Annotated in this window: 10 protein-coding genes and 2 pseudogenes; 3 read left to right on the top strand and 9 right to left on the bottom strand. The window is 39.1% G+C overall.

Annotation, left to right across the window (positions count from 1 at the left end; genetic code table 11):
* Positions 1 to 18: 18 nt before the first annotated feature.
* From RCG24_RS05085 to RCG24_RS05065, 5 genes are all read right to left on the bottom strand, one after another.
* Complete coding sequence (locus RCG24_RS05085) at positions 19 to 714, bottom strand: ABC transporter ATP-binding protein (RefSeq protein WP_308078482.1); 696 nt, start codon at positions 712 to 714, stop codon at positions 19 to 21.
* 13 nt (positions 715 to 727) lie between these two features.
* Complete coding sequence (locus RCG24_RS05080; RefSeq protein ID WP_308079116.1) at positions 728 to 1,504, bottom strand: ABC transporter ATP-binding protein; 777 nt, start codon at positions 1,502 to 1,504, stop codon at positions 728 to 730.
* Entirely contained in the window at positions 1,492 to 2,481 is a 990-nt protein-coding gene (locus RCG24_RS05075; protein ID WP_308078481.1) for a branched-chain amino acid ABC transporter permease, read from the bottom strand. The genes RCG24_RS05080 and RCG24_RS05075 overlap by 13 nt, the downstream gene beginning before the upstream one ends.
* 4 nt (positions 2,482 to 2,485) lie before the next feature.
* Positions 2,486 to 3,394: a branched-chain amino acid ABC transporter permease gene (locus RCG24_RS05070; protein ID WP_308078480.1), complete on the bottom strand. Its 909-nt coding sequence runs from the start codon at positions 3,392 to 3,394 to the stop codon at positions 2,486 to 2,488.
* Positions 3,395 to 3,774: 380 nt separating this feature from the next.
* A complete protein-coding gene (locus tag RCG24_RS05065) occupies positions 3,775 to 4,443 on the bottom strand; it encodes a TetR/AcrR family transcriptional regulator (RefSeq protein ID WP_308078479.1) in 669 nt (222 codons plus the stop codon).
* 233 nt (positions 4,444 to 4,676) lie between these two features.
* Between RCG24_RS05065 and RCG24_RS05060 the strand changes: the two genes are divergently transcribed.
* Positions 4,677 to 4,889 (top strand): hypothetical protein, encoded by a 213-nt coding sequence (locus RCG24_RS05060; RefSeq protein WP_308078478.1) that lies wholly within the window; start codon positions 4,677 to 4,679, stop codon positions 4,887 to 4,889.
* Between the two features lie 122 nt (positions 4,890 to 5,011).
* Here the strand turns inward: RCG24_RS05060 and RCG24_RS05055 are convergent, their stop codons facing one another.
* The 4 genes and pseudogenes from RCG24_RS05055 to RCG24_RS05040 all read right to left on the bottom strand — a co-directional run bounded on the left by RCG24_RS05055 (position 5,012) and on the right by RCG24_RS05040 (position 8,410).
* Complete coding sequence (locus tag RCG24_RS05055; RefSeq protein ID WP_308078477.1) at positions 5,012 to 5,206, bottom strand: DUF3896 family protein; 195 nt, start codon at positions 5,204 to 5,206, stop codon at positions 5,012 to 5,014.
* 225 nt (positions 5,207 to 5,431) lie between these two features.
* A complete protein-coding gene (locus RCG24_RS05050) occupies positions 5,432 to 7,303 on the bottom strand; it encodes a DHA2 family efflux MFS transporter permease subunit (protein WP_308078476.1) in 1,872 nt (623 codons plus the stop codon).
* An 8-nt stretch (positions 7,304 to 7,311) separates the two neighbouring features.
* Positions 7,312 to 7,960: pseudogene (locus RCG24_RS05045) on the bottom strand (efflux RND transporter periplasmic adaptor subunit).
* Between the two features lie 15 nt (positions 7,961 to 7,975).
* A complete protein-coding gene (locus tag RCG24_RS05040) occupies positions 7,976 to 8,410 on the bottom strand; it encodes a MarR family winged helix-turn-helix transcriptional regulator (protein ID WP_308078475.1) in 435 nt (144 codons plus the stop codon).
* A gap of 390 nt (positions 8,411 to 8,800) precedes the next feature.
* On the opposite strand from RCG24_RS05040, the gene qoxA reads away from it, so the two are divergent.
* Positions 8,801 to 9,712 carry a cytochrome aa3 quinol oxidase subunit II gene (gene qoxA / locus RCG24_RS05035; RefSeq protein ID WP_235887794.1) on the top strand — a complete coding sequence of 304 codons (912 nt, stop codon included), beginning with the start codon at positions 8,801 to 8,803 and terminating at the stop codon, positions 9,710 to 9,712.
* 24 nt (positions 9,713 to 9,736) lie between these two features.
* A pseudogene (locus RCG24_RS05030) lies at positions 9,737 to 11,721 on the top strand (cbb3-type cytochrome c oxidase subunit I).
* The last annotated feature ends 5 nt before the right edge of the window (positions 11,722 to 11,726 follow it).

Genomic DNA, 11,726 nt, shown 5'->3' with positions numbered 1-11,726 from the left:
CAAGCACCCCTTTTCTAATTATTGAACTCCCAAATACTTAATCAAAATATCGGGACTATCGAATAATTGATCCGATGAGCCCTCAAAACAAACTTCCCCTTTGCTGATTAGATAATGCCTGGTAGCTAATACCTTAGATATTCGAAGACTCTGCTCGGCAATAATGATAGTCATCCCTTCCTCTTTCAACTTTGCTATCCCTTTTTTCAATTCATTCACGATGACTGGAGCCAATCCTTCACATGGTTCATCCAAGAGAATTAATTTTGGATTTGACATGATGCTGCGAGCAATGGCAAGCATTTGTTGTTCACCGCCGCTCAAGAGAGTTCCCATTCTGTTTTGCTTTTCCTTTAGAACAGGGAAAAGCTCATACACCCTCTCTAAATTCCACACTCCTTTCCTTGATACACCGACTAAAAGATTTTCTTTAACGGTTAAATTGGAGAAAATCCGACGTTCTTCAGGTACAAGGCCGATTCCTTTTCTGGCAATTTTACTAGTAGGAAGATTGGTAAGCTTTTCACCATCAAAAATAACATCACCTTTTACCGTTAACATCCCCATAATACTTTTAAGCGTAGTGGATTTTCCTACCCCATTTCGTCCCAGTAGACTTATAATTTCTCCTTCCTTAATCGATAGATTAAAATCATGCAGCGCATGGGCAGCACCGTAATAAGAATTGACATTCTCCATTTGTAGAAGACTCATTTGAACACCTCCCTTACTCTGTTCCTAAATATATTTCCTGAACTTTCGGATTGGTTCTAATATTTTCAGGTGTGTCTTCTACAAATACCTGACCATAATGAAGAACGGTAATTAAATTTGAGATACGAAACACAATGTCCATATCATGCTCGACAAATATGATGGTAAGATGATGGTTCCTAGCGATTCGTTGAATCATATCGGCAATCCATTTACTTTCCTCCACTGAAAGACCAGCAGTTGGCTCGTCCAGAAGCAAGAGTTTCGGGCTTTTTGCTAGCACCAAGGCGATTTCCACCTGTCTTTGCTGGGCATAGGATAGCTCATTTACATCGCGGAAAGCAACGTCTGTTAAATTGCATTCCTTAATTAGCTGAAATGTTTCCTCATGAATGCCTTGATCTGATGCAATTGATCTCCAGATGTTGTACCGATTCTTTCCCATTCCTTGAACCGCAAGGCGGATATTTTCATAGACAGTAAATGCCGGAAATATATTCGTAATTTGAAACGACCTCGAAATTCCCATCTGTCTTTTCCTATATGGGGCCAGACTTGTCACATCTTTTCCTTGAAAGAAGAGTTTCCCTTTTTGCGGAAAATTCCTCCCGGAAATAATATTCAATAAGGTAGACTTACCTGCACCATTCGGTCCGATAATGGCTCTTATTTCTCCTTCATTAATTTTCAGATTAATATTCTGTAGTATTGGTGCAATTCCATACGAGAAAAAAGCATTTTTTATCTCCAAGCAATAGCTGCCGGTTACGTTTTCCTTTACCGCTTCCATGCCCAACCAAATACCCCCTTAGGTAAATAAAGTACTACGATAATAAATGCAAGTCCGACAAATGCCATCCAATTCTCCGTAATGGAACTGGCCCAATCTTGAAATAATATAAATGTAAGTGCCCCTAATAATGGCCCTAGAAGCGTTCCCATTCCTCCCAGGAGAGTCATCATTAAGACGTTCCCAGAAAAACTCCAATGTAAATAATCCGGGGCGACAAAAGATTTTAAAAAGAGAAAACAGATTCCAGCAATGGAAGCATAAAAGGCACTAATTACAAAAATTTGCAGTTTAATCCGAGTATGATTGAATCCTAAAAATTTCGTCCGTTCTTCATTCCCTTTAATGGCCAGTAACGAATGACCTAATGGTGCTTTGACCAAGCGATTCATACTCCAAAACGATAATAGTAATAAAATAGAAGTGAATATTAATAATACTTGAGGATCATTTAATGAAAGTTCAACTGAACCTAAATTGATGGAGAAGTTATTCATGATCGTAAATCCATCCAAACCATTTGTGAGACTTCTCCAATTGGTTGTAACCGTCCATAATAATTGGCCGAACGCCAACGTCAACATCGAAAACTGGATTCCATTAAATTTCACGCAAAATACACCAATAATCAGAGCAGCCAGGGATGTAAACAGAATAGTGAATAGGATACTTGGCAAAAGCGCCCATTCCAGTTTGGTAATCAATAAACCTAAAGTATAGCTACTTAGGCCAAAAAAAGCAGCATGACCAAAGCTAATTAAACCTGTATAACCAATTAATAAATCGAGGCTCATCGCCAGTAGGCCAAAAATCATCATCTCAATGACTAATCGCTGGTAATAGGGAGTAAAAACCGTCATGGAGAGAATAACCAGGAGGATAACACCAAGGTAAACAAACAAGTTTAACCCCAGCCTTGATTTTTTTCTTTCCGAAACCGGATTAACTTTTAAGACCGACTCAATTATTTTTTCCATTCACTCATCCCTCCTTCGATACTATTTGGGTATTGATTTTTCTTTTTTGCTTTTTGCGCTGTAATACAGCTGATATTCCTTCCCGATTGGTAATTAATACGATAATCATAAGCAAGTAAACAAAAACAGTGGCAAATTGCGGGATGAATATACTGCCAAGCGATTCAACAAATCCGACAACAATTGCGCTTAGGACGGCACCGGAGAAGTTCCCCATTCCACCGATTACTATGACGATAAACGCACTAATGATAATGGTGCTTCCCATATTAGGTGAGAGGGAAAGAAAAGGTCCTGAAACGATCCCTGCTATTGCAGCCAAAGCACAGCCGCTGGCAAACACAAGCATTCCTAAAAACATCGTATTTAATCCCAAGGCCGATGCCATTCCGCTATCTTCCATGCCTGCTCTAATTCTAATTCCTATCCTTGTTCTATAGAGGATAAAGTAGATCAATCCACAAACTACTATAGAAAAAACGATAACGAACACCCGATACAATGGATATGGCTGCCCCGCAACATGAATGATTCCTTGTAACGACTCTGGTGCAGCGAACGTATAGTTACTTGTTCCCCAAATCATCCGAACAATATTTTCCATTAGTAATGCTAATCCAAAAGTAAGCAAAATAGAGTGTAGTGGATCTCGCTTGGCAATTTTGCTTAACAACAAACGTTCAATAATGACACCCAAGATGCCAACAAGAATTGGTACAATAATTAAAGCAATCCAAAAGTTTTCGAAAGTACCAATTAATGAAAGCGCCAAATATGCACCCAACATGTAAATAGCACCATGGGCAAAATTAATGACACCCATAAAGCCAAAAATTAATGACAGCCCAGAGGCAGTTAATGCATATAACATCCCTAATGCCAAACCATTAAGGATATGTATAAACACGATCATGCAATCACCTTCCTAAAAAAGTACGGAACATGAGAATAAAATACTAGTCCGTAAACTGACTTATTTCATTCGGAACACTAATAATTAGAATGAACGTCCGTTCGTTTATTGCTTATCATTTTCCCTTCATTTTTGATAAACACCATAGTTTGTTTTTTATTACTTGTTCTTATTACAAATTATTTTTATTGATTATTATTCATGTGTTACCGCTTACAAATTACAATGTTTTACATCCCCCCTGATCTGTATAATTGAAGCCGAATGAACGACCGTTCTTTCATAATGCCATATTAGCATTTGTTTTCATAAAATTCAATATATTTTGTTTTTTAATTTTCTCGAAAAAATAAGAGGGCCTCTGCCCCCTTTCTGTTCTGTTATTCCGTTTTTAATACCATTTCTAGAATATGTTTCGTCTGCTGATCAATATATTCATCAACTGTAATAATCGATTTGAAGAACCAGCGTTTCAATGCCCACATATGCGCAAACATGATGATGTCATAAGCAACGAGTTGAACGTTGATCGGCTTAAATTGCCCTTGTTCAATGCCTTCGATAAGAATTTCTTCAAAAATTTGATTCGTATTTAATTCTAACTCTTTAATATACTCTCGATATGGAGGAGATAAAGAATTGGTAGATGCATACGCTAGGATAATCTTTTGGTACTCTTTGTCAATAATCCTAACGTACGTTTCAATACCAATTATCAATCTTTCCTTTGGAGGATCGTTTATTTCAATCGAACTACTTAAATTAAATTTATATTTTTTTAAAATATATTCCAAAATAAGGACAAGAATTTCCTCTTTATTTTTAACATATTGATAGATTGATCCAATTCCAATTCCAGAATGTTTGACAATTTGGCGAATGGTTGTAGTATGATACCCTTCTTTACTAAATAATTCAGTAGCAGAATCAATCAGACGCTGATGATTTTTCAATACTAAAGCCTCATCCTCAACTTGAGCATGAATTAACTGTGATTTAAATTGAAAAGGAACTTCACTGTTTCCGTTGTAATTGTTTTGATTACTCATAATATCTCTCCAAGAATGAGTTTTTATATCTGTTGATAAAATGATATCATAATCTTGCCAATTTTTACACTGCTACCAAGTTAAGTTTTCATTTATCTTCTAGTTCCCGTTTGCTTGCACATTTTAAAAAAATGTTAAACAAGCTAGGTCTAAATCTCAGTTTCTCCTAATATTTTATAGAAACAAGTAGATTTATCCTTTTTTATAAACTAAATAGTAAGGAGAGACCCGGGATGGTTGTTGTTCATTTTCTTGAAGATAAGACGGTTGTACTAAGCCAGCTGCGAAAACAAATTCCTACTGTCAATGAAGCTATTAAAATAAAGGGTCGTAGAGGAAAAGTAGAGAGTATTGTCAACGTGAGTGACAAGGTCGTTCAGATTCAAGTCAGCTTTGAAAAAGTAAAGAAGGTACAGCCGGCCTTAAAGGATGTTAAAAAACGCTAATCAGCTGCAGTCCCGTGGTAAGATTCACCACGGGACTGTTTTTTGACGAAACATAAAAAGACCGAATATGGTGATCCATATTCAGCCCCAGGATGCGGCAACGAAATGAAATTTCCGGTGAATTACATCGAGAGATCTTCCAAGTCAAAGCCACGCTCAAAATGATTCATATCGGTTAATTCGATAATATAGTCATAGTTCATGATAGAAAGTTGGATTTTTTCCTTCTCTTCCATTGACAGGTTTTGTTTCTCTAATTTTTTCAATAAACCGAGTTTCGCTGCCTCTAAAATTTCTTTAGTTTCTTGGTAGTTCATCTTCAAAACCCCTCCTTATTTCCTCGCATTACAAAAGACCAAAAATGTAATCGCTTTCTTTTTTTTCTATCTTTATTATAATAAAAAAATGAATTCAGTTTTTATGATAAATATGGTGATTTTGTGAAACAACAAAATTTTCAAATTTCTGTAACAATGGCAAACTAACAAAAAGCGGTTCTCAAGCTGCAACAAAGGCAGCTCAAGAACCGTCTTGATGTTTTATTATTCTGCAGATGGTTTCGCTCTTTTGATAAAGAAGGCAAGGATTAAGGCAACGATGGCAATTCCGGTAGCCACAACAAAGGCGTCGTTAATACCGCTGATGGTTGCTTGTTTTACCGTTTCACCATAAATGGTGGAAGTTGCCAGGATTTGTCCTTGCTGAACAGGAATGCCTGCCGCCGAGGCAATTCCATGGCCTAACTCCGTAAGTTTGTTTGCCAAATATGGGTTAGCACTTGTCACCACGTTTGCAAAATTAGCGGAGTGAAAATCACTGCGATTTGTCATTACGGTGACAAGAAACGCTGTACCAAGGCTTCCGGCAACGGTTCTCGCGGTATTCGATGCGGAAGTTCCATGCCCTGCCAACCGTAGCGGCAGCTGGTTCATGCCCTCTGTTTGCACCGTCATCGATAGGAACGACATCCCAAACATTCGCATGACATACAACAGCATGATATAACCATAGCTCGTGGACATCGTTAGTTTCGTAAATTGCCATGTTGTAATGACTGTGATAATAAGTCCGAAGACCGCCAGCCAGCGAGCCCCGATTTTATCGAACAGCTTGCCGGAAATTGGCATCATCACTGCCATAACAATTGCCCCAGGAAGCATTAATAGGCCGGAATCAAGCGCCGAATAACCACGGATATTTTGCAGATAAATCGGCAGTAAGATCATGGCGGCAAACATCGCCATATTAATCACCATCCCGATGACTGTGGTTAAGGCAAAGATATCGTATTTAAACACGCGTAATTCCAACATCGGCTGATCTGTCGTTAACTCTCGCCAGATAAAACTGATTAAACCAATCACACCGATAAGCAGCGATACTCTGACATCCGTACTATCCCAGCCGTTATTACCCGCTTCACTAAAGCCGTAAAGTAAAAATCCTAATCCAATTGTTGAGAATATAAACCCGGCAGTATCAAATTTGGGCTTCGTAATTTCGATTACATCAACCATCCAAGCAATCGACATGATGATCGACAAGATGCCAAACGGAATAACGATATCAAAAAGTACACGCCAGGAATAATGACCAATAATCCACCCTGATAATGTAGGGCCCAGTGCCGGAGCAAACAGCATCGCAACACCCATAATTCCCATTGCCGCACCGCGCTTATCAGGCGGATAAATTGTTAGGAATACCGTCATCAATAGCGGCATGATAATTCCAGCACCCGCAGCTTGGACGATCCTCCCAAGCATTAACAGCGAAAACGATGTCGATAAGGAACAGATCACGGAACCAACTGTAAATGAAAATATCGCAAAAATGAATAATTTCCTTGTCCCTAGTCTGGCAGTCAAAAAGGCGGTTATCGGGATGACAATGCCGTTGGTCAACATATATCCCGTGGAAAGCCACTGAACGGTGCTGGCAGATACGCCAAAATCATTCATAATATGAGGGATCGCCACGTTCAGCAGAGTTTGATTCAAAATTGCCACAAATGCACCAAGCATCATCGTTGCAATAATCTTCCCTTTCCCACCTTTAATTTCCATTGATTTATTGGGTGGAGACTCCGCATTGCTATCTTGATTTTCTGCTTTTGCTTCATGCTCATTAGGAGAATGATGAATTCCTTGGACGAAATCCTCTTTTTGTTTTACTGGATTCGAAACTTTCTCAGCGGAAGAACTGTGAATCGCTTGTTCCGATGCCATTTCTCGGATAATTAGTTTTTCATCAGGAGAAGTACTGGTTTTTTGATCAATTGTCTGTTCCTGAAAGTTTTGCCTACTGCTTTCCAGCGCAGCTTTTCTACTTTTCTTTTTCTTTATTACCATCAGATTGATGATGATCAAAAGGATAATGGATATGAGGACATAACCTGCGATATATACTGACATATGATCACCTACTTATGAATCCGCACGGTCACATTCATTCCAGGAACTAACCTCTCTCCATAATGATCAATTGAAATTTTCACGGGAATGACCTGCGTTTCTTTCGTGTAATTTCCTGATGCATTATTCTTTGGCAGCAGGGAGAAAGTACCGGCAGTAGCTAATCCGATTTCTTTAACTGTCCCGGTCAGCGTGATGTTTGGAAACGCATCAACATAAATATCAACATCCTGCCCCACTTTTACATCATTAAGATCTGTTTCTTCAATATTTGCTGTCACCCAGAGATGGTCAAGGTCATAACTGACAGCCAGAGGTGATCCGGCAGCAACCATGGTATTCTTTACCGCATTTGCTTGGACAATGGTTCCGTCCGCCGGGGCTTTGATATCCATTTTAACCGTTCCAGTTTCTCCGGCCGTTTCAACAGTGCCAACTGTTTCATTTTTTGAAAAAGTTTTTCCCGTCGCACCATCCCATTTTACAAGCTTCCCGGCGGCAGGAGAAGCAATGCTAACCTGCTGTCCTGAAATTTGTGCGTTATCAGTAGAAATATAGTTTACCGATTGATTGTAATAATAGTAGCCCGTAAAACCTCCGCCAACCAGAGATGATCAAGATAATAATATTAAGTAAAATCATTCTTTTTGCATTCATATAAATTTTTCCTCCTCATTCACTTAAGATGTTTTTAATTTTTTCATGTAACCTCAAAAGATTTTGTATTTCCTCTTCCGGCAACTGCTTGATTTGCTCAAGCTTTTCTACCAGCAAAGATTCCGACGAAAAAACCTCCGCCAATTTTTGTTCGCCTTTTTGCGTTAATCGAATGGTGACTGACCGGCGGTCATGTGGCAGAGCTTCCCGTTCAACCAGACCGTTTTGCACTAACCGACTTACAATTCCGCTAACTGTACTATTCGTCAGTTTAATTTTATCTGCCAATTCCACTAAACCAATGTTCGGATTGGCAGAAATTTTAAAGAGAGTAAAAAGTTGACCAACAGTCAGCCCATTTTTATCCGCATCTTGTTTTGTCACATGAAAAAGAAGCTTATTAATTGCATGAAAGGATTTTAAAATTTCGTTATTAAAGGCTTTCTCCATTAAACTCCCCTCTTTTTTAAGAATGCTTTCCATACGAATATTTCGTACACGAAATAATTTGCGTTTATTATAATTACACACCTCACTATCCTGTGTCAACAATTTTTTTCATTCTTACAATAAAAAATGAATAGGAACATTTTCAAACTCACCAATACCATAATACCCAACATTTTCCGTAAACCTTAGTTGATTTGTATTTAAGCAAATTATTGTTATTTTACAAAAACAAATCCTATTCCTATAGTTTGTGAACATTTTGTGAACGGCTGATTTTTTTATTAAAATTAATACAAAAAGGTAATTGTTTTTGATATATTAATATAGAGTTTTTACTATAAACATAGTGTATACAAAGTAAAAGTATTTAAAGCGAAAGGGGAACTTACATTGAATAAATGGATCCAAACTGCTAAACTTTCTCTCCTCGCCTTTTTGGGCACAGCTCTTTTATCAGGGTGCGATCGAAGTAAATTTATTGTACTTGATCCAAGAGGGCCAGTTGGGAAGCAGGAATATAACTTGATTATTTTATCTGTCATTTTATGCGCGATTATTATCATTCCTGTTATCGGTATTTTCACTTATATTGTCTTGAAATACCGGGATAAACCCAACAACAAGGCCCCTTACCAGCCTGAATGGGATGATAATAAATTTCTAGAGATTATTTGGTGGGGAATTCCAATTATAATTGTCGCTATACTTGGTGTATTTACTGCAAAGACAACAATGAATTTGACAAAACCACCGGTAAAAGACGTTGATCCCATTGTTGTCCAAGTAACTTCATTAGATTGGAAGTGGATGTTTACATATCCCGATAAAAAAATTGCCACTGTCAATTATGCGGAGATTCCAGCAGGTGTACCAGTTCAATTCATCTTAACCTCTGATGCCCCAATGAACTCCTTCTGGGTACCGCAATTGGGCGGACAGGAATACACCATGCCCGGGATGTCGATGGGATTATGGCTGCAAGCTGATAAAGTCGGAGAATACTTTGGCTCCGGCGCCAACTTTACCGGCAAAGGATTTGCTCATATGCAATTTAGGGTTAAAGCAGTCAAGCAAGAAGAGTTCAATAAATGGGCCAAACAGGTTCAGAAAGACTCTCCTGTATTAACAAAAGCTGGATATAAGAAATTGTCCAAGCCTAGTCTTGAAAAAGAATTAAGTTTTTCTTCTTACCCAATAGGTCTGTTTGAAGACATTGTTAATAAAAATGGCGGAATCTATTATGATCACATGAATCATATGGGTGATCACACGACAATGTCCGACATGAATATGAAGAAATAATGTACATCAGGAGGAAAATTATAAATGGATAATTCGCATTTTTTTGTCACAGGTGACCCAATGATTTATGGTGCAGATGTTTCCATTATTTTAGTCAGTCTTGCTATTATCATTTACCTTACCTATTTTAAAAAATGGGGCTGGCTTTGGCGAGAATGGATTACTACTGTTGATCATAAGAAAATCGGTATTATGTATCTCTTATCTTCCCTGCTGATGCTCTTCCGCGGAGGTGTAGATGCTGTTTTAATGCGGATTCAGCTGGCCGTTCCGAATAGCCACTTTTTAGCATCAGAACATTATAATGAAATTTTCACCACTCATGGTACGATCATGATTTTATTTATGGCGATGCCGTTCATGTTTGCTTTATTTAACATGGTCGTTCCGCTGCAAATCGGTGCCAGAGACGTAGCCTATCCGTTTTTAAATGCGGTAAGCTTTTGGTTGTTCTTTCTTGGAGCGATGCTCCTGAATATCTCCTTTGTCATTGGCGGATCGCCAAATGCGGGCTGGCTGTCTTACGCGCCATTATCAGAAAATGACTTCAGTCCCGGACCAGGTCAAAACTTTTGGATTTGGGGCATTCAGATTTCCGGTATTGGCAGTCTGATGACTGGAATTAATTTTGTCGTGACCATCTTAAAAATGCGCACACCAACCATGCGCTTAAGGGATATGCCATTATTTTCCTGGTCTGTCTTAGCTTCATCGATCGCCATTCTTGGGGTGTTCCCAATTTTTACAGCAACTTTAGCGATGCTGACGATTGACCGTCTGCTTGGCGGACACTTCTTTACGATGACCGGCGGCGGTAATCCGATGATGTGGGTAAACTTAATTTGGATGTGGGGACATCCTGAGGTATATATTGTGGTTCTCCCTGCTTTCGGTGTCTTTTCCGAGATTGTTGCAACCTTCTCGAAAAACGCATCTTTGGATATGCCTCGATGGTGTTTTCGATGATTGCAATCAGTATTGTTTCTTACTACACTTGGGTGCACCATTTCTTTACAATGGGTGCCGGGGCAAATGTCAATATCGTTTTTGCCATTTGTACAATGATTATCGCAATCCCAACAGGTGTTAAAGTATTTAACTGGCTGTTTACGATGTACCGGGGCCGGATTCGAATTACTCAGCCAATGTTGTGGTTTATGGCATTTGTTCCGTGTTTTCTAGTCGGCGGTGCCACTGGTGTCATGCTCGCGGCAGCACCAGCAGATTACCAATACCATAACAGCTATTTCTTAATCGCCCACTTCCACCAAGTATTGATCGGCGGCGTTGTCTTTGGTTATCTCGCCGGAATGTATTATTGGTTCCCGAAAATCTTCGGAATTAAACTGAATGAAAGATTAGGAAAATGGGCCTTTTGGACGTGGCAAATTGGTTTCTATGTTTGCTTTATGCCGCAATACGCACTCGGATTCATGGGGATGACCCGTCGGATGTATACGTACAACTCAACCATGGGCTGGGACATGGGCTGGGCGCCGCTCAACATGATCTCAACCGTTGGAGCATTCTTGATGGGGATCGGCTTCATCTTCCAAGTTTGGCAAATTCTTTATAGCATTAAACATGGTGAACGTGACGTAACAGGCGATGCTTGGGATGGCCGTACATTAGAGTGGTCGATTCCGTCTCCACCACCGGTTTACAACTTTGCGATTCTGCCTGTTGTAAAAGGCCGTGATGCATGGTGGTATCAAAAACAAGAAATGCAAAAGGGAAGCTATCAAAAAGAAGCAGTCAAATATGAGCCCATTCATATGCCAAACAATTCCGGCATACCATTTTTGATGGCGGTTTGCTTCTTTATTGCCGGATTTGGTTTTACGTTTGAATGGTGGTGGATGGGTATTGCTGGTTTAATTGGTGTATTTATCACCTTATTCGCACGGTCTTTCCAATACAATACCGATCATTTTATTTCTGTAGAAGAAATCAAAAGAACGGAAAATGCATTAAGGAATCACGGTTCGGTTCATCGGACTGCAAATTAGGAGGC

It is taken from the genome of Neobacillus sp. OS1-32, assembly GCF_030915425.1.
Taxonomy (GTDB): domain Bacteria; phylum Bacillota; class Bacilli; order Bacillales; family Cytobacillaceae; genus Neobacillus; species Neobacillus paridis.
This window is presented reverse-complemented; position numbering and strand designations above follow the sequence as displayed.

Excerpts from the sequence above, each read along its gene's own strand:
- RCG24_RS05085 (WP_308078482.1), bottom strand. The coding sequence starts at position 714 with ATGAGTCTTCTACAAATGGAGAATGTCAATTCTTATTACGGTGCTGCC.
- RCG24_RS05080 (WP_308079116.1), bottom strand. The coding sequence starts at position 1,504 with ATGGAAGCGGTAAAGGAAAACGTAACCGGCAGCTATTGCTTGGAGATA.
- RCG24_RS05075 (WP_308078481.1), bottom strand. The coding sequence starts at position 2,481 with ATGGAAAAAATAATTGAGTCGGTCTTAAAAGTTAATCCGGTTTCGGAA.
- RCG24_RS05070 (WP_308078480.1), bottom strand. The coding sequence starts at position 3,394 with ATGATCGTGTTTATACATATCCTTAATGGTTTGGCATTAGGGATGTTA.
- RCG24_RS05065 (WP_308078479.1), bottom strand. The coding sequence starts at position 4,443 with ATGAGTAATCAAAACAATTACAACGGAAACAGTGAAGTTCCTTTTCAA.
- RCG24_RS05060 (WP_308078478.1), top strand. The coding sequence starts at position 4,677 with ATGGTTGTTGTTCATTTTCTTGAAGATAAGACGGTTGTACTAAGCCAG.
- RCG24_RS05055 (WP_308078477.1), bottom strand. The coding sequence starts at position 5,206 with ATGAACTACCAAGAAACTAAAGAAATTTTAGAGGCAGCGAAACTCGGT.
- RCG24_RS05050 (WP_308078476.1), bottom strand. The coding sequence starts at position 7,303 with ATGTCAGTATATATCGCAGGTTATGTCCTCATATCCATTATCCTTTTG.
- RCG24_RS05040 (WP_308078475.1), bottom strand. The coding sequence starts at position 8,410 with ATGGAGAAAGCCTTTAATAACGAAATTTTAAAATCCTTTCATGCAATT.